Genomic DNA, 24,070 nt, shown 5'->3' with positions numbered 1-24,070 from the left:
GCACAGCGCGAGCGATCACCACGGGATAGACTGGACATCTGGAGCGCCGAAGAACGCGCCGGCCGCGATGAAGGCCGACCGGTCGTACAACGGTGCGCGGGGTCGGCACAGGGCCGACGGCGGGGTCGTGGGCGATGGCGGCGGGGACCGGGATCCGAGCCTCGACGCGATCCGGGCTGCACCGGCCATGACGTTCCGCGCCACGGAGCGCCCGAGGACGGCGAGCGACGCGATCACGGCCCTGTGGGACGGAGAGGTAGGTCCTGGCTCTGCCGGGACGTCGGGGGACACGATCACGGCCGGGATGGCGCCAGCATCGATCGCCGCCGGAACTGCCAGGGTGACGGCCTCGATCAATTCCATGGCATCAGCCTCGACCGGGACCTCGACGATCGCCGCGGCCGGCTCGCGAGGGATCGGCACGGGCTCAGCCGGCGCGGCCAGCCGGGTCTCGACCTCGACAACGTCCATCTCGCTGTGCTCCGTCTCGTCACGATGAACAGGGCCGGCCGACCCAGGTGTTAGAAAGGTAGCGGGCTCGATGGGCTCGGGCTCGACGGCGGCGGTGACGAGAACCTGTGCCGGTGCAGGCGTGGCGGGGACATCGACCGGCACGATCTCGGCATGGACATCGGACGGGGCGGACCGCTGAGCCCGGAGCAGCGAGCGAGGGTTCTTGGCCGGCTCGGAGCCGCTCCGGCGCATGATGACCCGGTCGTTGTCCCTGAGCTGCGTCAAGGCCTGGACGTCGATTCGGTGCGCCTCGACCCGGTCGGGGTCGAGCAGGAACGGCGAGAATTTAATCCGGGGGCCGGTGATGAACCCGCTCTTCTTGTACCAGATAGTGGAGTCGGAGTGATAATCTTGGGGGTTCGCCATCTTGACGAAATAGCCGAAGGCCGACTTGAACTTCGAGCCGGTCCAGTGCTCCCAAGGGTGGATCCGCGCGAACTTGGCGTTCGGGCACCACCTCTTGACCTTCGGGTTGGTCGCCTTGCGCTTCTCCTCCATCAGCTTGACCATGCGCCGCCGCTCGTCCTCCGGGGCGTAAAAGACGAGGTGCACGTGTTCCTTGAGGTTGGTCCAAGGGTCGGACTCGCGGACCCACCCCCACACGGGCGGCCACCACGAAAACGGCATGCCGCGGGCTATGCAGCGGCCCCGGGCGTAGGCGAGGAGGTTGCCCACGATCTTCAGACAGAAAGCGATCCGCTCCTCGACACTGAGGTCGTCCAGGTGCCCGGGGTTCAAATCGGCCTTCATGTTAAACGGGCAACCCAACGCTTCCGCCATGAAAAAGCAAAGCTCCGCCTCGGCCCTCTCGTCCCGGGATATAGTCAGTTTCCGTTCTCTCTTCGGCTTGGATTTGGCTTTGGTCCTCGCCAAGGCCTTGATCCTGGCCTTTGCCCGCGCTGTGGCCTTGGCCTTAGACTTAGAGTCGGCCTTGGGCCTGGTCTTCGGGATGAGCCCAGTCTCAAATATAAAGTTGGGATTGGGCTTGGAGGATGTGCGTGCTCGCTGGAGCTTCTGTTGGGGCTGCGGAGGGGTCTCGCTCTTAACAACAATACGGGAGACTGAAATCACCCCCTCGGACGGCGAGCCTGCCGCATCCGAAATTCCAACGATTTCAACATCACTCACCGCCGAAGTCGGTAGCACTTCGCCCGTTGTGTCTTTTCGATCACAGTCGACGTTTTCAGGGCCGATTTCAGCCTCGCCGAGGGGTCGAAAATGCTCAGCTTCGGCTCCTTCCAGCGGCGCTTGGATGGCCTTCCCGAAGGGCTCGATCCGGTCGATTCCGCCACCGAGATCGTGGACCACGACGACACGGACGCCCTGGCGGAAGCCGGCCTCGGACAGCGTGAGGGCGCGAGCGGACACCGCCCCGCGCTCGGCGAGTTCGGCGAGTTCGTCACGGATCTGGTCGACGGTCTGGATCGGCTTCGGGATCGGGCCGGGGCCGTGATCGAGGAGGCGACGCCAGAACTCAACTTCGGCCGGATCGCGCGACTCCGGCTCGTCGGGCCGAATGGGTGCCTTGAAGTAGAACAAGTCGGGCTCGTAGTCATGGCGACGAGCGGGCGCGAGCGGGCTTCTTCGGCGGAGCCGATAGATCTTCGAGCTTGCGAAGACGAAGGTGAGGCGTTACTTGAAGCGTTGCCACACGCCTTCAAGATACGGCCCCGGCCGGCACGCGCCCACCTTCACCGAGGTGGGCGTCGTTGTAGGTGGGGTAGGCTGGTGGACCTCAGGTCCCTTCCGGCTCCCACCGGGGGAGGGCATCCATCCACGCCAAGAGGTCGGACCGGAGGATGATGATTCGCCGCCCGATCCTGCGGGCGGGCACCGAGCCGCTCCTGAGCAGCTCATACATCCTGGTCTTGCCAATCCCTGCGACGTGGCAAGCCTCGTCCACGGACAAACCCACTCGGCCCGTGGTGTCCTGTTCGTTGTCGTTGCGCATCGCTCTCACTCGCTGAGAGCCGTTGACGTTCGCTCGGCTCCTACCTGAGTCCGGGGGACCGCGTGTTCGACACTTGCCGAGAGCCGAAGTAGGGATTTTTAATCAACCGCGGAGAGCGCGTCGGGTTTGTTTCGCGGCGTACTTCGCCTGAGCGATGTGGTCCCTCGAACCCAAGAAAAATATCGGTCGGAATGTCCACGCATTTTCGATGTGGAATGAGCTTCCGGATCGCGGTCTGGAAGGCGTGTGCGGAGCGCCGGGTGGCCGTGCAACGACCGGCGATGCCGAAGGGCGCTCACCCGCATCGTCGAGCACCTGTTGGAGCTGTGAGGCCCCTGGATGGAGTGCGCTCGAACGGGTGATACGGACCGTGCGGCGCTGGAGGCCTCGGCTCACCGCTTGCACGGCCCATCCGCGGGCGTCACGGGCCGCGCCTCTTCCCCGTCGCGCTGTTCCGATCTCACGCGTCGGCTCATGGCCCACACGGCCTTCGATGCCGCCGACGTTCGCTGACTGTCGTCAGAAACCGGCATCAGAGCTAGGGAATGGTCTAGGGAAGCGCTCAGACCGGTGTCGAAAAGCGCAACAAAAACAGAGACTTAGTAGAAATCGCTGGCGGAGAGAGCGGGATTCGAACCCGCGATACGGTTTCCCGTATACACACTTTCCAGGCGTGCGCCTTCAACCACTCGGCCACCTCTCCAGCCGACGCGCGAGCGCCGGGCCGATGCGAGATCGGCGGACCCCCGGTTGGCGGGGCCGAGAGCGGTCTATCACCCGAATCGCCGCGAAGGCAACAGCCCGGGCGCGCTTTCGCGACGGCGTTCCCGCCTGCCGTAGCTCCCCCGGGCGCCGCGGTGTAGTGCTCGGGGGCGGGTCGCGCTGGCCCGGCTGCAGGATGGCGGTCCATGCTCCGGTTCATCTTTCGCGCCCTGGGCTTCGTGCTGCTCGCCGCCGCCTTCGCGGTGCTGGTGGTGGACGGCAGCCGCTCCATCGCGGGCGGGCGTCCCCTGTTCACCTCGCTGGGCGACGGCGCGGCCGCGATCGGCGGGGTGCGCTACGGCGCGGCACTCGCGGTCGCCGCCGGGTGGCCCGGGCCGGCGCAGCGCATCGTCGCGGGGCTGCTGGCCGTGCCGGGCGCCCTCGCGGCGGGCGCGCTCGGCCTGGGGCTGCTCCACGCCGGCCGGCCGGCAGACGGCGCCTTTTCGGAGCGCCGAACCTGAATTTTCCGGGCCCGGATCTCCATATCGGGGGCATCGCAGCCTTTCGGAGACCATTCCCCATGCTGTTTCGCAAGACGTCCACGCTGCCCACGGCCGCCGAAGCCCTGCCGGGGCGCTCCACCCCCCTCCCCACGCAGGACCGGCACCTCGTCCTCGACACGCCGCTGAAGGGCCCCCATCCGGCCGGAACCGAGGTCGCCTATTTCGGCATGGGATGCTTCTGGGGCGCCGAGCGGCTGTTCTGGCGCCTGGGCGACGGCATCGTCACGACGGCGGTGGGCTACCAGGGCGGCGAAACGCCCAACCCCACCTACGAGGAAACCTGCACCGGCCGGACGGGGCACGCCGAGGTCGTGATGGTGGCCTTCGATCCCAAGGCGGTGAGCTACGCGTCGCTGTTGAAGCTGTTCTGGGAGGAGCACGACCCCACCCAAGGCATGCGCCAGGGCAACGACGTGGGCACCACCTACCGCTCGACGATCTACACCACGAGCCCCGCCCAGCTCGCCGAAGCTGAAGCCTCCAAGGCCGGCTACGACAGGGCCTTGAAGGCGTCCGGCAAGGGCCCGATCACGACGGAGATCCGCCCGGCGCCGGAGTTCTTCTACGCCGAAACCTATCACCAGCAGTACCTGCAGCGGAACCCGCGGGGCTATTGCAACCTCGCCGGCACGGGCGTGTCCTGCCCGGTGGGCCTCGGCGTCGCCGCGGAGTGAGGCTGGAACGGCGACCCGCCGGTGGCGGGCCGCCGGCGCCGGGACGGGAGGCGGGCTCCGAAAGGCCCGCTCCCTCCCGTCAGCCGGTGAGCGGCTCGTGGGCGCCGAGCGGGCCGAAGCTTTCCACCACGCTCTCGTACACCTGGCGCTTGAACGGGATGATGAGTTCGGGCAGCCGCTCGATCCGCTCCCAGCGCCACGCGTCGAACTCGGGCTTCAATCCGTGCTCGGGCCGGTCGATGTTGATCTCGCGCTCGTCGCCTTCGAACCGGAACGCGAACCATTTCTGCTTCTGGCCGCGGTAGCGTCCCTTCCAGCTGCGGCGCGTCAGGTCCGCGGGCAGGTCGTAGGTCAGCCAATGCGGCGCTTCCGCCATGAAGGACACCGACGACACGCCGGTCTCCTCGCGCAGCTCGCGCAGCGCCGCGGCGCGGGGCATCTCGCCCGAATCGATGCCGCCCTGCGGCATCTGCCACTCGTAGCCTTGGGCGGCGGGGTCGATGGCCCGCTTCGAACGGCGCCGGCCGATGAACACGAGCCCGTCCGGGTTGAACAGGGCGATGCCGACGCAGGGCCGGTAGGAGGCATGGGACATGGGGGTGACGTCCGAGGGTCGGAGTTTCTCTTCGCTGCCCCCAATTTCGCCGATTTCCGCGGAAGCAGAAGAGAAAACTTGGGCTTCGCCGCCTCGCCGCCTGTGGACGTGCGACACTTTCGCGACGCCGGGGCCCCGCCGGCCCGCGAGCGCCACGGCGGGGCTGGATTTTTCGCGGGCGGGGGCCTACATCGGTCGGGCGGAGCTGCGGGGTGCGTGAGGAAAGTATTCCCGGGGCCTTATCGATTCCAACGGGAGCTGTCCCTGTTCTCGACCGTGGTCTTGAGCACACGGCGCCCACCTACGTTGTAGGTTCCCGGGATCGATGTCCCACGGCCACTGCGGCCCCGCACTCATCCCATGCCGTCGCGAGGCGGGCATGACGATGATCCTCGACAAGGCTTCGATCCGCGCCGCCTCCCTGTCGCGCAGGGCGTCCGTCGCCCCCGAGGTGCGGGCCGCCTTCGCGGCGCGCCTCGCCGAAACCGGGCTCGACATCGCCCGGCGGCGAACCCCGTCGCCCGTCGTTTCCGCCTTCCTGCCGATCCGCGGCGAGCCCGACGTCCTGCCGCTCCTCGACGCCCTGTCGGCGGCGGGCCTCCGCATCTCGCTCCCCGCCACGCCGCCGCGCGGCGCGGCTCTCCCGTTCCGCGCGTGGCAGCCGGGCGACGCGCTCGTGCCCGGCCGGTTCGGCACCGCCGAGCCCGAGCCGACGGCGGCGGTCCTCGACCCCGACCTGCTGTTCGTGCCGCTCGCCGCCTTCGACCGGCGCGGCTTCCGCCTCGGCTACGGGGCGGGCTATTACGACGGCGCGCTGCGCCGGTTGCGGGCCGCGAAGCCGGTCCTCGCCGTGGGGGTGGCCTTCGCGGTCCAGGAAGTCGCGGCCGTGCCGACCGAGCCCCACGACGAGCGGCTCGACGCCGTTCTGACCGAGCGCGGCCTCACCATCTTCGGAGACTGACCCTTGCGCATCCTCTTCGTCGGCGACGTGATGGGCCGCTCCGGCCGCGCCGCAATCGCGGCCGAGCTGCCGAACCTGCGCGCCCGCTGGCGGCTCGACCTCGTGGTGGTCAACGGCGAGAACGCCGCCGGCGGCAAGGGCATCACGGAGAAGATCTGCGACGAGATCCTCGACGCCGGCGCCGACGCCGTGACGCTCGGCAACCACGCCTTCGACCAGCGCGAGGCCCTGGTCTTCATCGACCGCCAGCCGCGCCTCGTCCGCCCGCTGAACTTCCCGCCCGGCACCCCGGGCCGCGGCGCCGCGCTGGTCGACCTCCACGACGGCCGCCGCGCCCTGGTGCTCAACGTCATGGGCCGCGTCTTCATGGACCCGCTCGACGACCCCTTCGCCGGGCTGGAGCGCGAGATCGAGGCCTGCCCGCTGGGCGTGGCCTGCGACGCCGTGGTGGTCGACGTCCACGCCGAGGCGACGAGCGAGAAGGTGGCCATCGGCCACGTGCTCGACGGCCGCGCCTCGCTGGTCGTCGGCACCCATACCCACATCCCGACCGCCGACCACCGCGTTCTGCCCAACGGCACCGCCTACCTGACCGACGCCGGCATGACGGGCGACTACGACAGCGTCATCGGCGTCGCCAAGGAGGAGCCCATCCGCCGCTTCATCCAGCGCACGCCGGGCAGCCGCTACGAGCCCGCCGACGGCCCCGCCACGCTCTGCGGCGTCGCGGTCGAGACGGACGACCGAACGGGGCTCGCCGTCAGGATCGCGCCCGTGCGGGTCGGCGGGCTGCTGTCGCGGGCGGTGCCGGACTTCTGGGAAGGGGAGGAGGGTGCCATCTGGCGTTGATCGGGGGATCGTTGTAGCCTCCGGCCCGTGGTCCCGCCCCGCCTCCTCGCCGTCACGCTAGCCGCCGCCGGGCTCCTCGGCGCCGGCCCTGCCGCCGCCGTGAGCGCGACGGGCGCGGGCGCCACCTTCCCGCAGCCCGCCTACGCCCGCTGGGCGGCCCTCTATGCGGCCGAAACGGGCGACGCCATCACCTATGACGGGATCGGCTCCGGCGCGGGCGTGACGGCGATCGAGGGGAACGGCGTGACCTTCGGGGCGAGCGACAAGCCCCTCGGGGAGGCCGAGCTGACATCCCACGGGCTCGTGCAGTTTCCCACGCTGGTGGGCGGCGTGGTGCCGGTGATCGACCTGCCCGGCGTGGGGCCGGGTGACCTCGTGCTCGACGGCCAGACCCTCGCCGACCTGTGCCTCAGGAGCATCGATTTCTGGGACGATCCGGCGATCGCGAAATTGAACCCGCACCTGCTGCTGCCCCATCTGCCCGTCCGGCCGATCCGGCGGTCGGACGGATCGGGGACCACCGCGGCCTTCGCCGCCTACTTGGCCGGCGTTTCCAAGCGGGACCAGGGCTGGTTCGCCGAACATCCGAATGACCTTCCCCCGAACGGCACGGCGGTGGAGGGCAGCAAGGGGATGGCGGACGCCGTGGCGGCGACCCCGGGCGCCATCGGCTACGTCGGCTTCGACTATGCCCAGGCGAACCGCCTGGTCTACGTCGATCTCATCAATGCCGACGGCCGCGTCGTGCAGCCGACCCTGGCCTCCATCGCGGCGGCGGCTGCCGCTGGGGACTGGTCGCACGGGCTGACGCCGTCGCTGCAGGCTCGACCGGGCGGCGCGAGCTGGCCCATCGTGTCGGCCACCTACGTGTTGATGCGGAAGTCCAACAAGGACGATCTGGCGGCCTGGACGGTCCTGAAGTTCTTCGGCTGGGCGTTCCGCTCCGGTGGCCCCGCCGCCGAGGACCTCGGCTTCGTCCCCATCCCCGCCCGGGCCGAGGCCGAGGCGCGCCGCGCGCTGCTGGGCGTGCAGGACCTGCAAGGCCGCGCGCTGGCCCCGCCGGACGTGACATCCCCCCCGCCCGGAGCGTCGCCCTGAGCCCCGCCGATCCCCGAGCGGCCGTTTCCGCCGTCCCCGACCTCGCCGCCGGCTGGGGCGCCGAGCAGCGGCTCGACCTCGCGCGGCTGTCGCCCAACGACCGCGCCCTGGCCGAGCGCGTCGCCGCCGACCTGCCCGCGCTCGACGGCGCCGCCATCAACGGTTTCGGCGCCGACACGCAGACCCGCGCCAACGCCTTCCTCGACGAGCTTCTCGACGGCATCCGCACGGCGGACGCCGGCGTGTCGGGCCGCCTGCTGGCCGAACTCGCCACCGGCGTGAAGGCCCTGAACATCCCGGGCCTGAAGCGCGAGGCCGAAGGGCGCGGCACCGCGCTGATGCGGGTGGCGGGCGAGCTGCCGATGGTGGGGAGGTACGTGTCGGCCTTCACGCGCTTCCGCGCCGACTACCGGATGGTGGTCGACCAGTTCTCCGACATCGAGAAGCGCGGCCGCATCGAGATGGGCCGGCTCGCCGCGATGGACAGCCGCCTGGACAAGCTCGTGGCCGAGAACCTGCGGTCGCTGCGCGAGCTGGAGGTGCAGGTGGCGGCCGGCCAGATCGTGCTCGACCGCGAGCGCGCCCGCTTCGCCCGCGAGCGGCGCGACGCGCTGCAAAGCCGCGATCCCGCCGCGCTGGCCGCCGTGCGCGACTTCGGCGAGCAGATCAACGGCTTCGAGGCGCGGCTGCTGCGCCTGTCCATGGCGATGGGCGACGCCATGCTGTCCGTGCCGCAGACCCGCACGGCCCAGACGGCCGGGCGCATCGAATACCGCAACATCCTCGACACGCTGCTGTTCGACCTGCCGCGGCTGAAGTCCGCCATCCTGCGCATCGCGGCGCTGAAGGGCATCGCGGACGCGTCCAAGGCCAGCGACGCGCGCCGCCGCCTGGCGCAGCAGATGAACATGGCCGGGATCGACGCGCTGGAAAGCGCCTATCTCCGCGCCAAGGACAGCGAGGGCGGCTCGCTCGGCGAGGTGGCGGCGCTGGGCGAGATCGCCGACCGCATCATCGGCATGGTCGACAAGGGCGCCGCCATCGACGCCCGGAACCGCGCCGAGCGGGCGCAGGCCCAACTGGCACTGGAAGGCACGAAGAAGCGTTACGTGGACGGGCTCGCCGCGGCCGGCGAGCGGGCCGTCCAATCCGAGCGTTCGGCCTGATCCGGAAGGGTCGGGCGGGCCGGGGGGCAGGGGATCATGCAGTTCAGGCTGGACAGCTTCTTCAACCCGCACCTCGCGCCCGGCGTGCGGCGGCTCGACGCCATCCTCACCGTGACGGCGGACGGGGACGCCGGGGCCGCGGCGGCGCGGCGCGCCGTCGGCATCGTGCTCGACAACTCGAGCTCCATGAACTTGCAGGGCAAGATCGAGGCGGCCCGCCACGCGGCGCGGCGCTGCATCGACCTCCTGCCGCGCGACGCGCTGTTCACCGTCGTCACCTTCGGCACGGCGTCGCAGGTCGTGGTGCCGCTGTGCGAAGCGACGGACGCCAACCGCGCCGCCGCGCACCGCGCCGTGCAGGCCATCGCGGCCAACGGCGCCACCTTCATGTCGAAGGGGCTTTCGGCGCTGCGCCGCGAGCTGGAGAAGGCACCGGACGCGATCCCCTACGGCTATTTCCTCACCGACGGGCAGAACGACGTCGACGACCGCGAGGACCTCCGCCGCGCCGTGGAAGCCTGCCGCGGCCGGATCGGTGTCGACTGCCGCGGCGTCGGCACCGATTGGGAGCCGGACGAGCTGCGCCGCATCTCGTCCGTGCTGCTCGGCACCGCCGATGCGGTGCCGGAGCCCGCGAATCTCGAGGCGGACTTCCGCGCCTGCCTGGCGCGCGCCCTGTCCAAGGCCACCGGCAAGGTGATGCTGCGCTTGTGGCAGCCGGCTTCGGCGCGCCTCGTGTCGCTGCATCAGATGAACCCGGACGACATCGACATCACGGCGCTGGGCGCGCCGGCGGACGCCCGATCGACCCTGTGGAACCTCGGCGCCTGGGGCCGCGAGACGCGCGACTACCACGCGGTGTTCCAGGTCGGCGACGGCGGCGTCGGCGAGGACATGCTGGTGTGCCGGCCCACGGTGCTGTGGGACGCCGGCGCGGGCGAGGGCAAGGCCGCGGGCGCGCCCGTCGTCGCCACCTGGAGCGAGGATGCGGGGCTGACGGCGCGGCTGAACCCCGAGGTCGCCCACTACACCGGCCAGGCCGAGATCGCCGCCTCCATCCGCGACGGCCTGGAAGCGCGGGACCGCGGCAACGACGCCGAGGCGACCCGCCTGCTCGGCCGGGCGGCCCGCATCGCCGCCGCGTCGGGCAACGAGGACGTCACGCGGCGCCTCAACAAGGTGGTGGACGTGGTCGACGCCACGGCGGGGACGGTGCGGCTGAAGCGCGGCGCCGGCAAGGCCGAGGCGCTTGAACTCGAGATGGGCGGCACCCGCACGGTGCGCCGCCGGCCGGGCGCATGAGCGACGCCGTCTGCCCGCGCGGGCACCTGTCGGACGACCCGGACTTCTGCTCGGAATGCGGGCTGCGCATCGCCCCGCCCGCGTCGACGGTCCCGCCCACCACGCCCCCGGCCGCGGCTCCGCCGCCGCAGCCTTGCCCCGACTGCGGCACGCCGCGGGTGCCCGGCGCCCGCTTCTGCGAGGTGTGCCGGCACGATTTCTCGTCGGCGCCGTCCCCCGCTCTGCCGTCGGCCGGCCCGCCGCTCGCCGCGGCGGCGCCATCGGCCGCGCCACCGCCACCGCCGACAGGGGCCGCGCCATCACCTCCGCTGCCCGTTTTCGCCGGTGCGGCCGCGGGCAACATGTGGATCGTGGTGAGCCGCGACCCCGCCCGGCTCGACCCCGCCGTTCCGCCCGAGCCCGACCGCGCTTATCCGCTCGACCTGGTCGAGAACCTCGTCGGCCGCCGGAACGGCCGCCGCGACCTCCACCCCGAGGTCCCCGTCGCCGATCCGTCGGTGTCGGCCCGGCACCTCAAGGTCTGCCGGCGGCCGGACGGGAGCCTCTACGGCCTCGACGTCGGCTCGTCGAACGGGACGCTGCTCAACGGCGCTCCCCTCATCGAGGGCGTCGAAGCGCCGTTGAAGGTGGGCGACGTGCTGGCGCTCGGCGCCTGGACGGTGCTGAAGCTGGAAGCGCGCTGAGATGTCCCTGCCCGCCTCCGTCCCCCCGGGCCTCACGGTCGCGACCTTTCGGGCCGGCCTCGCGCGCGGCGCGGGGGCGGTCGCCGCGGCGGCGCGGCCGTGGCGGGGCGGGGCGGCGCCCGGGGACTACCGCTCGCCGTTCCAGGCGCGGCTGCGCGCTGCCCGCGCCGCTGTCGTGGTCCTGGCGCTCCTGTGGCTCGCGGCGGGCTTCCACGGGCTGAACGCGACGGCCTCCATCGTCCGCACGGTCGGCTACGACACGGCGCCCTCGGTGTCCTCCGCCGAAGCGGTCCGCACCGGTCTCGCCGCCGCCAACGCCGACTACGCCCTGGCGATGCTGTCGGACGAGGGCTCGGACGGCGCGATCCTGTCGTCCATGAGGCGGCGGCTCCGGGCGGTGCGGGCCGCCCTGGTCGATGCCGCCGCCAACATCACCTACGGCGACGAGGAGCGCGGCCCCATCGGCACGGTGCTGCAGGGGCTCGGCGACTACGAACAGGCCGTGGGGCGGTCCATCGCCAGCGCGGGCGACGCCCGCCGGAGCCTCGCCTTCGCGGCCGACGACCTCATGCACTGGACCGTGCTGCCCGCTGCCGCCACGCTGGAGCGCGTCAACGCCGATCATCTCGCCGCGGCCTATGGAGACTACCTGCGAGGGACGCCGCTGGCCTGGTTGACGGTCGCCACGCTGCTCCTGCTGGCGCCGCTCGCCGCCGCGCAGGTCGACATCGCCCGGACGGCGCGGCGCTTGGTGAACCCGGGGCTCGCCGGTGCGACGCTGGTTGTCGCCTCCGCCTCCGCCGTCGTCGCCCTTCGCCTGCTCGCCGCGCAGGGGGACCTGCGCACCGCCAAGGTCGACGCCTTCGACTCGGTCTACGCGCTGTCGACCGCCCGGGCGCTGGCCGCCGACGCCGATGCGGCCGAAAGCTTCGCGCTGCTGGCCGAAGGGGATACCGCCCGCGCGCGACGTCAGCGGGACACCGTCGACGCCCTCGCGGCCCGCCTGCTCCCCATCGACGGGGAGGTGGCGATCCGGTCCGCCAAGGCCGGGCGGAGCCCCGGCGGCTATCTCGGGGACGAGCTCGCCAACACGACCTTTCCCGGCGAAGACGCGGCCGCCACCGCGGCGGTCCGGGCCTGGGGGACCGTGCTGCAGGCCGACCGGGCCCTGGGCGCCGCGCGACAGCGGGGGGACGGCCCCGGGGCGGTCTCGGTCAAGTCCAGTGCGGTGCCGTCCGGGGCGCAGACGGCCTTCATGCGTTTCGACGCCGCGCTCGGTGCGGTGCTGGCCATCAACCAGCGCGCCTTCGCAGCCTCGATCGCTTCCGCGGAGCGCGACGACGCCCCGCTCGGGGCCCTGCTGGCGGCCGGTTTCGTGCTGGCGGTCGCGGCGGCGGGGTTCGGCATCGGCCGCCGCCTCGACGATTACCGGTTCTGACCGCGTGGAGCCCGCGCGCCGCGCCGTGGAGATGTGGCGGGACCGCCTCGCCGTGGCGGCCCGCAACCTCGCCGACCTCAACGACAGCGACGACGTTCGGCACCTCCGCGCGCGCCTCGCCGGCCTGGACGCCTTCGAGGGCGCCACGCTGGCCCAGGCCCGGCGGGTCGCCGCCTCGCTCGACGGGCTGTGGGCCGACTACCTCCTGGTGGCGCGCACCGTGGACGAGGCCGCCGCCCTGGCGCGCCGCCCGCTCTTCGGCCAGCCCCGCGACGGCGACGCCGCGGCGCTGCTCGACGGCCCGTCAATCCGCCTGCCGGCCGTGTCGGTGCCGTTGCGCGCGCGCGGGCTGCTCGACAGCGCCGAGCGCAGCGCCGCCGTCACGCCCTCGGCCATGCTCGACGCCATGGTGGAGGGCTTCGAAGCGGCGCGGCGCGGCGCGGCCGCGATCGCCGCCGCCGTCACGGCGAACTGCATCAAGCTCGACGGCCTGCGGGCCGAGCCCGCCGCGCGAGGACAGCCGATGGCGGCGCGGCTCGACGCCGCCGCGCGCGCGCTCGACCGCGACCCGCTGGGCGCCGCCGCCCTGCTGGCTCCGCTGCCCGCCGCCCTCGCGGTCGTCCGGGCCGAGGCGGAAGCTTTGGAGCGGCATCGCGCCGCCCTGGCCGGCGAGGTCGCGCTCGCACGCGCCGACCTCGTCGCGCTCGAGCTGGCGGTCGCGCGCCGTGACGCGGCGCGGCGGGGCGCGGCGGGGCTGGACATCGGGCCCTCAGCCGACGCCGCCGGGGCCCAGGACTTCGCTGGCGGGCCCCAAGACTTCGCCGCCGGGCTCCAAGACCTCGCCGCCTGGCTCGACCGGCTCGCCGCCCTGGCGGCGGCCGGGGCGGGCGCCGCCGCCGTGGGGCTGGGGCGCTGGCGGGCGGCCTGCGCCGAAGCGCGGCGCGCCGCGCAGGCCGAGGCGGACGGCATCGCGGCGCGTTCCCGCGAGCGCGACGACCTGCGCGGGCGCTTCCGCGCGCTGCTGGCCAAGGCCGAGGCCGCGCGCGGCACGCCGCCGCCCTTCGATCCCGTCGCGGTCGCGGCGGCGCTCGACGCCGAGCCCTTCGATGCCGGGCGTGCGCGGGCGTTGCTGGCGAACGGCGACGCCGGGTTCATCGCGGCGAAGCGCGCGACGTGAAGCGGCCGAGCCCGCGGGGGGAAGGCGCATGAGGAGAGCACCATGGCGGCCCTGACCTGCGCCCGCGTCGACGCCGGGGGCCGCGTCTGCGGCGGCGAGATCGACGAGGGCGTCTGCTCAACCTGCGGCCGGCCGGCCGAGGCCGGCGCTCTCGCGGGGGCCGTCGCGGTGGCGGCGGCCGCCACCGCCGCGCCCGGCGCCGCGGTGCCGACGGGCCCCTGGTCTCAGGCGCCGGCACCCGCCGCAAGCCCCCTGGCAGCGGGCGGCTGGAGCGGAGCCACCGTGTCGCGCACCACCGGCACGGCGGCGCGCACGGGCGCCATGGGCCACGGGGTCGGGCATACCCGGGGCAGCCGGGCCAGCCGCCGGCAGTCTCGCGGGACCACGAGCCGGCGGCAGTCGCTCGGCGGCGGGCTGGTGTCGCTGCCGCCGCAGCCCAGCCAGGACCCGCTGGCGCTCGTCATCGCCCGGCCGGAGGTGTCGCTCGGCAAGCGGCGCTGCCCGCATTGCGACGCGCGCGTCAACCGGGTGAAGGGCTTCTGCCCGCAATGCTCCGAGGCCTACGACTTCGAACCCAAGCTGAAGCCCGGCGACGTCGTGGCCGGCAAATACGAGGTCAAGGGCGCCATCGCGTTCGGCGGCATGGGGTGGGTCTACCTCGGCTGGGACGCCGTGCTGTCGCGCTGGGTGGTGCTGAAGGGCCTCCTGAACTCGAAGGACCCCGAGGCGGTCGCGGCGGCGCTGGCGGAGCGGCAGTTCCTCGCCGCCGTGAAGCACGGCCGCATCGTCGGCATCTACGACGTCGTGAGCCAGAACGGCGAAGCCTTCATGGTGCTGGAATACGTGGGGGGCCGCACCGTCGAAGCGATCCGCGAGGAGCGCGGCCCGCTGCCGCCCGAGGAGGCCATGGCCTACATCCTCGGCATCCTGCCGGCCTTCGGTTACCTCCATGCGCAGGGCTTCGTGTACTGCGACTTCAAGCCCGGCAACCTGATGATCGAGAGCGACGACGTGAAGCTCATCGACATGGGCGCCGTGCGGCGGGTCGGCGACCCGGACGGCGCGGTTTTCGGCACGGACGGCTATTCGGCCAAGGAAGCGTCGGACGAGCCGACGCCCGTGTCCGACCTCTACACCGTCGGCCGGACGCTGGCGGTGCTGCTGATGGACTTCCTGTACCGCGTCCAGAAGGACGCCGATCCGGCCACCGGCGCCGTCACGACCACGCGCCGCATGCGCGCCGACTACGTCCACGCCCTGCCGACGCCCGACGCCGAGCCACTGCTCGCCGCCAACGACCCGCTGTACCGGTTCCTGATCCGCGCCACCCACGACGACCCCGACCAGCGCTTCCAGACCGCCGAGGAGATGGAAGGCCAGCTCTTCGGCATCCTGCGCGAAACCGTGGCGTTGCGCTCTGGCCCGCGGCCGGCCGAAAGCCGCGTCTTCTTCGGCGACGGCCTGGTCGACGGCGGCGACCGCGCCGGCGCCGCGGCGCCCCTCGCCCGCCTGCTGCCCGCGCTGCGGCTCGACACCGGCGACCCCGGCGCCGCCGACATCCTCAGCCTCGCCGCCGTGCTGGATCCGGCGCGGCGCATCGAGGGGCTGCGGGCGCTGGCCCGCAAGCGCCCGAACTCGGCCGAGGCCAGGCTCCGCCTCGCCGAAGCGCTGATCGCCGCCGGGAGCGGCGACAGCGCCATCGCGCAGCTCGACACGGCCCTCGCCGCCAACGCGTTCGAGTGGCGGGCCTACTGGTATGCCGGGCTGGTCCACCTCGCGGCCGGGCGCGCCGACCGCGCCTTCACGGCCTTCGACAGGGTGTATTTCGAGATGCCGGGCGAACTCGCCCCGAAGCTCGCCATGGCGTTCGCCGCCGAGACCGGCGGGCGGGACGCCGACGCGGCGGCGCTGTACCGCCGCATCGTGGCGACGGACCCGTCCTACGCGTCGGCCTGCTTCGGCCTCGCCCGCTGCGAAGGCCGCGCCGGCCGCCGCGACGGGGCCGCCGCGGCTCTGTCCGCCGTGCCGGCGACCCACAGCCTGTCGGTGGCGGCGCGCACCGAGCTCGCCGGTCTGCTGATCGGCGCGGGATCCGCGGTCGACGAGGCGCGCCTCGTGCGGGCCGCCGGGGTGATCGAGGGCATCCGGGCCGACACGGCCGAGATGCACCTCCTGACGGCCCGCCTCTTCGCCGCCGCCCTGGAAGCGGTGGGCCGGGGGACGGCGGCGGAACGGCGCGACGTCGAGCTGCTGGGCCGGCCCATGACGGCGAGCGCCCTGCGCTTCGGCGCCGAGGCGGCCTACCTCCAGGCCGGCCGGCGCGCGGCGTCCCGCTCCGAGAAGGCGCGGCTGGTGGACCTCGCCCACGCGGTCCGCCCGGTGACGCTGCTGTGAGGCCCCCCGCGTCGTGCGCCGCCTGCGGGGAACCCGTCCCCGACCCGGCGGCGCGGTTCTGCGAGAACTGCGGGGCTTCGCTGGCCGTCGCGGCCCTGTCGGCGGTGCCGGCGGGGCCGCCGGCCGCCGGTTGCGAGGAATCCATCGACGCCGCCCTCGCCATGGCGAGCGACCGCGGCCGGCGCCACCCCCTCAACCAGGACGCCGGCGCCGTGGCGCGCCGGCCCGACGGCGCCGTGCTGCTCTGCGTCGCCGACGGCGTGTCGTCGGCCGACAACGCCGAGGGCGCTTCCGCGGCCGCGGTCGCGGCGGCCCTGGAGCGGTTCGCCGCGGGGCCGGGGAACACGGTGTCGGTGTCGGGCGAGGCCCGCGCCTGCGTCGAGGCGGCGGCCCGCGCCGTGCTGGACGTGCCGCGGCTCGGCGAAGACCCCGACCTCGACCCGCCCGAAACCACCATCGCGCTCGCGGTGGTGCGGGACGGCGTGGCCGGCCTGGCCTGGGTGGGGGACAGCCGCGCCTACCGCGTCGACGGCGCCGCGGACACGCTGCTGACCCGCGACGATTCCTGGGCCTGGGACGCGGTGGCGCGCGGCACGATGAGCCGCGAGGCCGCGGCGCGGGACCCGCGCGCCCACGCCATCACCCAATGCCTGGGCATGCCGCCCGACGACATCGAGGTCCACGCATCGACGGCGGCACTGCCCGCCGGGGCCGCGCTGCTGCTCTGCACGGACGGGCTGTGGAACTACCACGACGCGGCGGGCGGACTCGGCGAAGCCTACGCCGATGCGGCCGGGGGCGGCGCCGACGCGGCGCTGGCCTGTCGCCGCCTCGTCGCCGAGGCCAACGGCATGGGCGGGCGGGACAACATCACGGTGGCGCTCTTGAAGACCTGAGCGACGTGCGGGCCCTTTTCCCCGAAGGCGAGGAGGGCTCGGCGGGCGCCGCTATGCCGTCCCCACGCCCGTCACGGCCCGCGGCACCACTTCGCCGAGCGGCACCGGCCGCGCGTGCGAGCGGGTCGCCAGCATGTCGTCGATCAGCGCCAGCGCTTCCCCGCGGCCGCTGTTGCGCACCTGTTCGAAGGGCGTCCACGTCGACCCGAAGTCGAGCGGCGCGAAGACGTCGCGGTACCGCCGGAGCTCGGCCGGGCTCAGCGGGACCCCCCGGACGAAGGCCTTGTGGGCCGAGATGGTCGTGGCCCGCCTGCGGTCCGCCGGGTCGAGTTCGAACTTCAGCGCGTCGCCGCAGAACAGGATCCTCCGCGCCCGGTCGTAGAGGACGGTATGGCCGTCGAAATGCCCCGCCGTCAGGTGCAGCTCGAGGCCGGGCAGGGGCTCCAGCCGGTCGTCGAAGGGCCAGGTGACGCAGACGGCCGCCGACCAGGCGAGGTCGCCGGGATGCAGCGCCAGCTCGGGGTCGAAGCGGTCCTGGACCTGCCACAGCGCGCCGTAGCTGTGGGGGTGCGAGGCGGACAGCACCTGGACGCCGCCGCGCCCGGCGATGAAGTCCAGCGCCGCGTCGCTGAAGGCCGCGCAGCCCTCGAACATCAGGTTGCCCTGCGGCCCTTCGAGGAGATAGCTCATCGAGCCGATGCCGCTCACGGGCTCGTTCCAGAAGCGCCACACGCCGGCCTCCAGCTCCTCCCAGTGACACGGGTAGAGCGCCTGCGCCTCGGCCAGGGTGCGGAAGCTCCAGCCGGTCTGGGGCACGACGTGGCGGGCGTCGAGGCACAGCGGGCAGGAGGGCGGCACCTCGAAATGCCGCTGCCAGAAGCCGCAATTGTCGCAGAAGAAGGCCGGCAGATCGAGCGCGCCGGCGAAGGGCAGGTAGCCGGGGCTCACGGGCGGCGCTCGGCGCTGGGCGGGACGGTTGGGCTCGGGGTCAAGGCGCTCTCCGGGGTCGACGCCGACGACATCGCGCGCCCGGGCTCGCGCGTCCAGCCCGGCGGCGTCACGGCTCCGGTTCGATCAGGTCCCACAGGTTCCCGTACAGGTCGGCGAACACCGCCACCGTCCCGTAGGCTTCCCGGCGCGGCGCCTCCGTGAAGCGGACGCCTTTCGCCGTGAACGCGGCGTGGTCGCGGGCGAAGTCGTCCGTCTCCAGAAAGAACCCGACCCGCCCGGCCGCCTGTCGGCCCACGGCCGCCCGCTGGTCGTCGCCGTCGGCCCGCGCCAGCAGCAGCCCGGCCCCGCCGCCCGCGGGCGCCACCGTGACCCAGCGCTTGCCGGCGCCGTCGAGCGGCTCGTCCTCGCCCACCGCGAAGCCGAGCGCGCCCGTGAAGAAGGCCAGCGCCTCGTCGTAGTCGCGCACCAGGAGCGTCGCGAGGGCGATCCGCTTCGCCATGCCGTCACCTCTCAGCGCGCTCGCGCGTTGCCGTGCCGCCCGGCTTGGGCGCACGACGGAGGGTAGCATGAAGGTCGACAGCCTGGACCACCTCGTTCTCACGGTCGCCGACATCGAGCGCGCCTGCGTGTTCTACGAGGCCGTGCTCGGCATGGAGCACGTGGAGTTCGAGGGCCGCCACGCGCTGCGTTTCGGGACGCAGAAGATCAACCTGCACCAGAAGGACCACACGTTCGAGCCCAAGGCGCGGCATCCGCTGCCGGGCTCGGCCGACCTGTGCTTCCTGACCTCCGTGCCGATCCCCGACGTGCTGACCCACCTCGCGCGCTGCGACGTGCCGGTGGTCGAGGGGCCTGTCGCCCGCACCGGCGCCACCGGCCGGCTGCTGTCGGTCTACGTGCGCGACCACGACGACAACCTCGTCGAGATCAGCAACCTCGCCGGCTGATCCTCACGCGAAGCCCGTCGGCAGCGCCGTGTCGTCCTTCAGCGTTTCCATGGAGATCGACGCCGACACGTCGAACAGCTCCACCCGCCCGACGAGGTCCTTGTACACCTTGTCGTAGTGCTCGACGTCGGGCAGCACGATCTTGAGCACGTAATCGTAGTGGCCGGTCAGGCGGTGCACCTCGACGATCTCGGGGATGTCGGCGACGGCCCGGCGGAAGCTGTCGAGCCAGTCGGCGGCGTGGCGCGTCGTGCGCAGCATGGCGAAGACCGTGGTGGGAACCCGCATGGCGCGGCGGTCGAGGATGGCCACCTGCCGCGCGATGTAGCCCGCCTCGCGCAGGCGCGCGATCCGGCGCGAGCAGGCCGACACGCTGAGCGCCACCCGCTCGGCGAGCTCCGTCACCGAAGCCTCGGCGTCGCGCTGGAGGAGGGTGAGGAGCTTGCGGTCGCGGTCGTCGAGCATGCCGCTTCTTGCAGGCCGGCGGCGCCTCGCGCAACGCCTTTGCGCTTCTTCGATATTTTCCGCCCGGCCCTTGCACGTCAGATATTCCAGAGCGCGAAACACGCGCGCCCTTTGTCGGGCATCCGCGCCATCATGGCGGCAGGTTCGAAACAAGGAGCGCACGCGTGAAGACGATCGGCCTCATCGGCGGCATGTCCTGGGAAAGCACCCTGGTCTACTACCGCCTGCTCAACGAGGGCGTGCGGGCGCGCCGCGGCGCCCTGCATTCGGCCGACGTGCTGCTCCATTCGCTGGATTTCGAGGCCGTCGTGCGCCTGCAGAAGGCCGGACGCTGGGACGAGGCGGGCGCCCTGCTGGGCCGCGCCGGCGCCGGCCTCGCCCGCGCCGGGGCCGATTGCCTGCTGATCTGCACCAACACCATGCATCTCGTGTCGGGCGCCGTGGAGCGGGCCGGCGGCGTGCCGCTGATCGACATCATCGCCGAAACCGGCCGCGCCGTGGCGTCGGCCGGCTGCCGCCGCCCGCTGCTGCTCGCGACCCGCTACACGATGGAACACGGGTTCTACGCCGACCGCATGCGCGACGCCGCCGGGATCGACCCGATGGTGCCGGACGCCGAGGATCGCGCGCTGGTGCACGGGATCATCTTCGACGAGCTGTGCCAGGGCATCGTGCGGGATGCGTCCCGGGCGCGCCTCATGGAGGCGATCGGGCGCGGCGTCGCGCGGGGCGCCGACGGCGTGATCCTCGGCTGCACGGAGATCTGCCTGCTGCTCGACCCCGATCGCCTGCCCGTGCGGGGCTTCGACTCGACGGCGATCCACGCCGCCGCGGCCCTCGATTTCGCGCTCGGCGCGGAGGTCCCTGCGCTGCGCGAGGCCGCCTGACGCCATGTGCCGCTTCCTCGCCTATGCGGGTGCGCCGACCTTTCTCGACCGGCTGCTGGTCGAACCCGAAGCCTCGCTGATCGCGCAGTCGCTCGCGGCCCGCGAGGCCAAGACGGTGGTCAACGCCGACGGCTGCGGCATCGGCTGGTATGGCGAGCGCGAGGAGCCCGGCACCTATCGCGGCGTGCTGCCGGCCTGGTCGGACGACAATCTGGCGTCCCTGTGCCGGCAGATCCGCTCCCGCATGTTCGCCGCCCACGTCCGCTCGGCCACCTCCGGCGACGTGTCGCCCGCCAACTGCCACCCCTTCACGCTCGGGCGGCACCTGTTCCTGCACAACGGCCAGATCGGCGACTACGAGCGCATCCGCCGCCGGATCGACGCGCTGATTCCCGACGACCTCTACGCTCACCGCCGCGGCAACGGCGACAGCGAGGTGATCTTCCTCGCCGCGCTGGCGCGTGGGCTCGACGCCGACCCCGTCGCCGCCGTCGCGGCGACGCTGGGCGAGATCCTCGCCGTCATGCGCCGGGCGGGGGTGACGAAGCCGCTGCGCTTCGCGGCCGTCCAGGCCGATGGGGCGGACCTGCGCTGCTTCCGCTGGTCCAGCGACGGACGGGACCCGTCGCTCTACTGGCGCGACGAGGACGGCGGCTGCGTCGTCGCTTCCGAGCCCTTCGACGCCGAAGCGGGTTGGCACGCGGTGCCGCCGGGCAGCGTGCTGACGGTGGACATGCGCGGGCGCACCACGCTCGCGCGCTTCGCCCCCGCGAGCATCCCCGTCGCGGCCTGACGCCCGGCCGACCCGGCTTGCGCTCGCGCTCGGTTGCGGTCACGACACGCGCGGTCCACCACCGCCAGGAGTCCCCATGCCATCGGCCGCGACCGGCGCCGCCCCCCGCAGGCCACCCAGCGGCTCGTGGATCCAGCCCGCGACCTCGGGCTTTCTCGGCGTCGTGGTGGGCTTCGCGTCGAGCTTCACCCTGATCCTCGCGGGGCTCGCGCGCGTCGGCGCGTCGCCGGCGCAGGCCGCCTCGGGCCTGTTCGTCCTGTGCCTGCTGATCGGCGTGCTGGCCTTCGGTTTCGCCCTGTGGCGGCGCGAGCCGATCGCCATCGCCTGGTCGACGCCCGGCGCGGCGCTGCTGATCGCGACCGGCCTGCCGACGGGCGGCTATCCGGCGGCGGTGGGCGCGTTCCTGTTCGCGGCGGCGCTGATCGTGGTGGCGGGCCTTTGGCCCGCCTTCGGCCGCCTCGTCGGCGCCATCCCCCGCAGCCTCGCCAGCGCCATGCTGGCCGGCATCCTGTTCACGCTGTGCCTCGCGCCCGTCCGTGCCGTGGCCGAGATGCCGGCCCTGGCCGCCCCGGTGGTGCTGGCATGGGCGCTGGCCTGGCGCTTCGCCCGGCCCTATGCCGTGCCGCTGACCTTCGTGGTGGCGGCCGCGGCGATCCTGTCCGTCGCCAAGTTCCCGGCCGGCCTGTCCGCGCTGGGGCCGCCCGCGCTGGCCTTCGCCGTGCCGGTCCTCGTGCCGGCCACGCTGGGCTCGCTCGGCCTGCCGCTGTTCATCGTCACCATGGCCTCGCAGAACGTGCCCGGCCTGGCGGTGCTGTCCGCCAACGGCTACCGGCCGCCGACCGGGCCCATCTTCGTCGCCACCGGCCTGGGGTCCGGCATCTCGGCCCTGTTCGGCGGCGTGCCGGTCAACCTCGCCGCCATCACGGCGGCGCTGTGCGCGGGGCCGGAGTCCCACCCCGACCCGGCGAAGCGCTGGTATTCCACCGCCGTCTACGGCGTCGGCTACGTGGTGGTGGCCCTGTGCACCGGCGCCGCCACCGCGCTGGTGACGGCGGCCCCACCGCTGCTGATCGAGGCCGTCGCCGGCCTGGCCCTGCTCGGGAGCCTCGGCGGCGCGCTCACGGCGGCCCTCGCCGACGAGCGCGAACGGCTGCCCGCCGTGGTGACCTTCGCGGTGGCGGCCTCGGGGGTCGCCGCCTTCGGCATCGGCGCGCCCTTCTGGGCCCTGGCGGCGGGCGGCGCGCTGCTCGCGCTGGACCGGTGGCGGTGAGCGCGGCCGAGCGCATCGTTCCTGGACCGGCGGGATGCGGCGCGGCGCGGCTCCGCCACCCGCCGCGGTGGTCGGCCCTGGCGGCGTGGATCGGGGCCGCGGGCCTGGCGTCGCTCGCCGTCCATACGGTCCTGATCACGCTGCTGACCGTCGCCCGCACCCACAGCGCCATCCCGCAGGCCGACGAGTGGTTCAGCGTCGAACTCTACGACCGCTTCCTGCAGGCCCTCCAGGGCGGGCGGGCCGCGGCCGCGCTGCAACTCCTGTTCGAGCCGCACAACGAGCACCGGCTCGTCTTCCCCCGCCTCGTGTTCTTCGCCGATTACCGCGTCTTCGGCGGCTCCGGGCTGCTCGACAAGGCGGTCATCCTCGCCACGCAGGCGCTGCAGGCCGCGCTGTTGGTCTGGCTCGCCGTCCGGGCGGGCGCGGGCCCGGCGGCGCGCGTCGCGCTGGGCGCCGTCGCGGTCGCCCTGCTGTTCTCCCTGCAGCAGGGCGAGAACTTCGTTTGGGCCTTCCAGGTGCAGTTCGTGGGCGTCTTCGCCTGCGCGTCGCTGTGCTGCGCGCTGTTCGCCTTCGGCCTCCGCTCCGGCGTGGCGGGCCGGGGAGGGGCGCGCAGGGTGGCGGGCGCCTTCGCCCTCGTGGTCGTGGCCACCTTCACCATGGCCAACGGCCTCCTCGCCGGTCCCGTGCTGGTCGCGCTCGCCCTGTTGGCCCGCGCCGGCCGTCTCGCGGTGGTGGCCGCGGCGGCCGTCGCCCTCGCCGCCGTGGCGGCCTTCTTCGCGGGTTACCACCCCGACGCCGGCGGCGAGCCGACCGCGGACCTGCTCGCGCACCTGCCGCGCGTCGTCGCCTTCGCGGCCGGCTACCTCGGCACCTTCTCGCGCTTCGGCCTGGCGAGCCGGATCGCGCTCGGCGCCTGCGGGCTGGCCGCCACGGCCGCGGTCGCGGGCGCCCTGGCGATGCGCGGCGATGCCCTCCGCTCCGGCCGGGGCGCGGCCCAGCTCGCGCTGCTCGGCATCGCCCTGTTCGCCGCCGGTTCCGCGCTGGTGACGGCCGTGGGGCGATCCGGCTCGGGCCTCGAGTTCGTCGGGTCGAGCCGCTACGCCACGGGGGCGGCGTGCTTCTGGGGCGCGACCATCGTCAACCTGTGGACGCTGGGCCGCGGCGGCCTGCCCCGCCGCGCCGGACGGCTGGCCGCCGGCCTCGCCGCGGCCGTGCTGCTCGAAGCTACGGCGGCCGGCCAAGGCGACCGCGAGATCGAGATGGAGCGGCGGGCGGCGCAATACGGCGCGATGGAGGACGCCATGCTGCTCGGCTTCTACGACCTGCCGGCGCTGCGCAGCTTCGTGGAGCCCGTCGACCAGGCGCGCGAGATGGAGCCCGTGCTGCGCCGGCTGCACCTGTCGATCTTCGGGACGCGCGACGCGGGCCTGCTCGGGCGTCCGCCGTCCGCCGCGGCGGCGCCGGGCGCACCGCCCCTGGCCTGCGCGGGAAGCTTCGCGTCGGCCATCGCCGAACCCGCCCTCGGTGCCGACGGCGTCGCGGTCGCGGGGACGTCCGGCCTGCGGTCGCGGTCCGGCCGGCCGGGGCGGGTCTACGTGGCCGACGGCGAAGGCCGGATCGTCGGCTTCGCCCACACGGGCGTGGGCGACGCCCGATGGACCGGCTATGCCCGCGCCCGGCCGGGCGCCGTGCTGGCCGCCTGGGCCCTGTCGGACGCCGGCCGGCTGTGCCGCCTGGGCGAGATCCCGGTGTCGGCGGGGCCGCCGCCGGGCGACTGACCGCGGCCGTTCCG

At 73.5% G+C, this 24,070-nt stretch carries 23 protein-coding genes, 1 tRNA gene and 1 other RNA gene; 18 read left to right on the top strand and 7 right to left on the bottom strand.

What is annotated here, in order from left to right:
* Nucleotides 1–15: 15 nt before the first annotated feature.
* The 3 genes from D3273_RS01105 to D3273_RS01095 form a co-directional block, all read right to left on the bottom strand.
* Nucleotides 16–2,052 carry a hypothetical protein gene (locus tag D3273_RS01105; protein WP_129222740.1) on the bottom strand — a complete coding sequence of 679 codons (2,037 nt, stop codon included), beginning with the start codon at nucleotides 2,050–2,052 and terminating at the stop codon, nucleotides 16–18.
* A 196-nt stretch (nucleotides 2,053–2,248) separates the two neighbouring features.
* Complete coding sequence (locus D3273_RS01100; protein WP_129222739.1) at nucleotides 2,249–2,464, bottom strand: helix-turn-helix domain-containing protein; 216 nt, start codon at nucleotides 2,462–2,464, stop codon at nucleotides 2,249–2,251.
* Between the two features lie 613 nt (nucleotides 2,465–3,077).
* Nucleotides 3,078–3,167 (bottom strand) — tRNA-Ser (locus tag D3273_RS01095).
* Nucleotides 3,168–3,372: 205 nt separating this feature from the next.
* Between D3273_RS01095 and D3273_RS01090 the strand changes: the two genes are divergently transcribed.
* Together D3273_RS01090 and msrA are read left to right on the top strand one after the other, a co-directional pair.
* On the top strand, nucleotides 3,373–3,687 hold the full coding sequence (locus D3273_RS01090; RefSeq protein ID WP_129222738.1) for a hypothetical protein: 315 nt from the start codon (nucleotides 3,373–3,375) through the stop codon (nucleotides 3,685–3,687).
* A 59-nt stretch (nucleotides 3,688–3,746) separates the two neighbouring features.
* A complete protein-coding gene (gene msrA, locus D3273_RS01085) occupies nucleotides 3,747–4,403 on the top strand; it encodes a peptide-methionine (S)-S-oxide reductase MsrA (RefSeq protein ID WP_129222737.1) in 657 nt (218 codons plus the stop codon).
* A 79-nt stretch (nucleotides 4,404–4,482) separates the two neighbouring features.
* On the opposite strand, the gene D3273_RS01080 is transcribed toward msrA, so the two are convergent.
* Nucleotides 4,483–4,998 carry an RNA pyrophosphohydrolase gene (locus D3273_RS01080; RefSeq protein ID WP_129222736.1) on the bottom strand — a complete coding sequence of 172 codons (516 nt, stop codon included), beginning with the start codon at nucleotides 4,996–4,998 and terminating at the stop codon, nucleotides 4,483–4,485.
* 199 nt (nucleotides 4,999–5,197) lie between these two features.
* Here D3273_RS01080 and ssrS point away from each other — a divergent pair.
* The 11 genes from ssrS (at nucleotide 5,198) to D3273_RS01025 (ending at nucleotide 16,962) form a co-directional block, all read left to right on the top strand.
* A non-coding RNA gene (gene ssrS / locus D3273_RS01075) (6S RNA) lies at nucleotides 5,198–5,350 on the top strand.
* Between the two features lie 27 nt (nucleotides 5,351–5,377).
* A complete protein-coding gene (locus tag D3273_RS01070; protein ID WP_245500917.1) occupies nucleotides 5,378–5,959 on the top strand; it encodes a 5-formyltetrahydrofolate cyclo-ligase in 582 nt (193 codons plus the stop codon).
* A 3-nt stretch (nucleotides 5,960–5,962) separates the two neighbouring features.
* Nucleotides 5,963–6,808 carry a TIGR00282 family metallophosphoesterase gene (locus D3273_RS01065; protein ID WP_129222735.1) on the top strand — a complete coding sequence of 282 codons (846 nt, stop codon included), beginning with the start codon at nucleotides 5,963–5,965 and terminating at the stop codon, nucleotides 6,806–6,808.
* Between the two features lie 27 nt (nucleotides 6,809–6,835).
* Nucleotides 6,836–7,906, top strand: coding sequence for a phosphate ABC transporter substrate-binding protein PstS (gene pstS / locus D3273_RS01060; RefSeq protein ID WP_129222734.1), 1,071 nt, complete (start codon nucleotides 6,836–6,838; stop codon nucleotides 7,904–7,906).
* The gene (locus D3273_RS01055; protein ID WP_342634254.1) at nucleotides 7,879–9,072 is read left to right on the top strand and encodes a toxic anion resistance protein; all 1,194 of its coding nucleotides are present in this window, start codon (nucleotides 7,879–7,881) and stop codon (nucleotides 9,070–9,072) included. The genes pstS and D3273_RS01055 overlap by 28 nt, the downstream gene beginning before the upstream one ends.
* A gap of 36 nt (nucleotides 9,073–9,108) precedes the next feature.
* On the top strand, nucleotides 9,109–10,374 hold the full coding sequence (locus D3273_RS01050) for a VWA domain-containing protein (protein ID WP_129222732.1): 1,266 nt from the start codon (nucleotides 9,109–9,111) through the stop codon (nucleotides 10,372–10,374).
* A complete protein-coding gene (locus D3273_RS01045) occupies nucleotides 10,371–11,057 on the top strand; it encodes an FHA domain-containing protein (protein WP_129222731.1) in 687 nt (228 codons plus the stop codon). Before D3273_RS01050 ends, D3273_RS01045 begins: the two co-directional genes overlap by 4 nt.
* Nucleotide 11,058: 1 nt before the next feature.
* Nucleotides 11,059–12,495, top strand: a complete 1,437-nt coding sequence (locus D3273_RS01040; RefSeq protein ID WP_129222730.1) for a hypothetical protein — start codon at nucleotides 11,059–11,061, stop codon at nucleotides 12,493–12,495.
* 4 nt (nucleotides 12,496–12,499) lie between these two features.
* Entirely contained in the window at nucleotides 12,500–13,672 is a 1,173-nt protein-coding gene (locus D3273_RS01035; RefSeq protein ID WP_129222729.1) for a hypothetical protein, read from the top strand.
* Between the two features lie 42 nt (nucleotides 13,673–13,714).
* A complete protein-coding gene (locus tag D3273_RS01030; protein ID WP_129222728.1) occupies nucleotides 13,715–16,066 on the top strand; it encodes a serine/threonine-protein kinase in 2,352 nt (783 codons plus the stop codon).
* Nucleotides 16,063–16,962, top strand: a complete 900-nt coding sequence (locus D3273_RS01025; RefSeq protein WP_129222727.1) for a PP2C family protein-serine/threonine phosphatase — start codon at nucleotides 16,063–16,065, stop codon at nucleotides 16,960–16,962. The genes D3273_RS01030 and D3273_RS01025 overlap by 4 nt, the downstream gene beginning before the upstream one ends.
* 51 nt (nucleotides 16,963–17,013) lie before the next feature.
* On the opposite strand, the gene D3273_RS01020 is transcribed toward D3273_RS01025, so the two are convergent.
* Nucleotides 17,014–17,910 carry an MBL fold metallo-hydrolase gene (locus tag D3273_RS01020; protein WP_129222726.1) on the bottom strand — a complete coding sequence of 299 codons (897 nt, stop codon included), beginning with the start codon at nucleotides 17,908–17,910 and terminating at the stop codon, nucleotides 17,014–17,016.
* 109 nt (nucleotides 17,911–18,019) lie between these two features.
* Nucleotides 18,020–18,412, bottom strand: coding sequence for a VOC family protein (locus D3273_RS01015; protein WP_129222725.1), 393 nt, complete (start codon nucleotides 18,410–18,412; stop codon nucleotides 18,020–18,022).
* 67 nt (nucleotides 18,413–18,479) lie between these two features.
* On the opposite strand from D3273_RS01015, the gene D3273_RS01010 reads away from it, so the two are divergent.
* Complete coding sequence (locus D3273_RS01010) at nucleotides 18,480–18,860, top strand: VOC family protein (protein WP_129222724.1); 381 nt, start codon at nucleotides 18,480–18,482, stop codon at nucleotides 18,858–18,860.
* A gap of 3 nt (nucleotides 18,861–18,863) precedes the next feature.
* On the opposite strand, the gene D3273_RS01005 is transcribed toward D3273_RS01010, so the two are convergent.
* Nucleotides 18,864–19,325: an Lrp/AsnC family transcriptional regulator gene (locus D3273_RS01005; protein WP_129222723.1), complete on the bottom strand. Its 462-nt coding sequence runs from the start codon at nucleotides 19,323–19,325 to the stop codon at nucleotides 18,864–18,866.
* A 164-nt stretch (nucleotides 19,326–19,489) separates the two neighbouring features.
* On the opposite strand from D3273_RS01005, the gene D3273_RS01000 reads away from it, so the two are divergent.
* The 4 genes from D3273_RS01000 to D3273_RS00985 all read left to right on the top strand — a co-directional run bounded on the left by D3273_RS01000 (nucleotide 19,490) and on the right by D3273_RS00985 (nucleotide 24,056).
* Nucleotides 19,490–20,212, top strand: a complete 723-nt coding sequence (locus D3273_RS01000; protein WP_129222722.1) for an aspartate/glutamate racemase family protein — start codon at nucleotides 19,490–19,492, stop codon at nucleotides 20,210–20,212.
* Between the two features lie 4 nt (nucleotides 20,213–20,216).
* Nucleotides 20,217–21,005, top strand: coding sequence for a class II glutamine amidotransferase (locus D3273_RS00995; protein ID WP_129222721.1), 789 nt, complete (start codon nucleotides 20,217–20,219; stop codon nucleotides 21,003–21,005).
* A 76-nt stretch (nucleotides 21,006–21,081) separates the two neighbouring features.
* On the top strand, nucleotides 21,082–22,275 hold the full coding sequence (locus tag D3273_RS00990) for a benzoate/H(+) symporter BenE family transporter (RefSeq protein WP_129222720.1): 1,194 nt from the start codon (nucleotides 21,082–21,084) through the stop codon (nucleotides 22,273–22,275).
* Nucleotides 22,272–24,056: a hypothetical protein gene (locus D3273_RS00985; protein WP_129222719.1), complete on the top strand. Its 1,785-nt coding sequence runs from the start codon at nucleotides 22,272–22,274 to the stop codon at nucleotides 24,054–24,056. The genes D3273_RS00990 and D3273_RS00985 overlap by 4 nt, the downstream gene beginning before the upstream one ends.
* Nucleotides 24,057–24,070 lie beyond the last annotated feature (14 nt).

Origin of the sequence: Lichenibacterium minor (assembly GCF_004137685.1) — a bacterium.
Lineage (GTDB): Bacteria > Pseudomonadota > Alphaproteobacteria > Rhizobiales > Beijerinckiaceae > Lichenihabitans > Lichenihabitans minor.
This window is presented reverse-complemented; position numbering and strand designations above follow the sequence as displayed.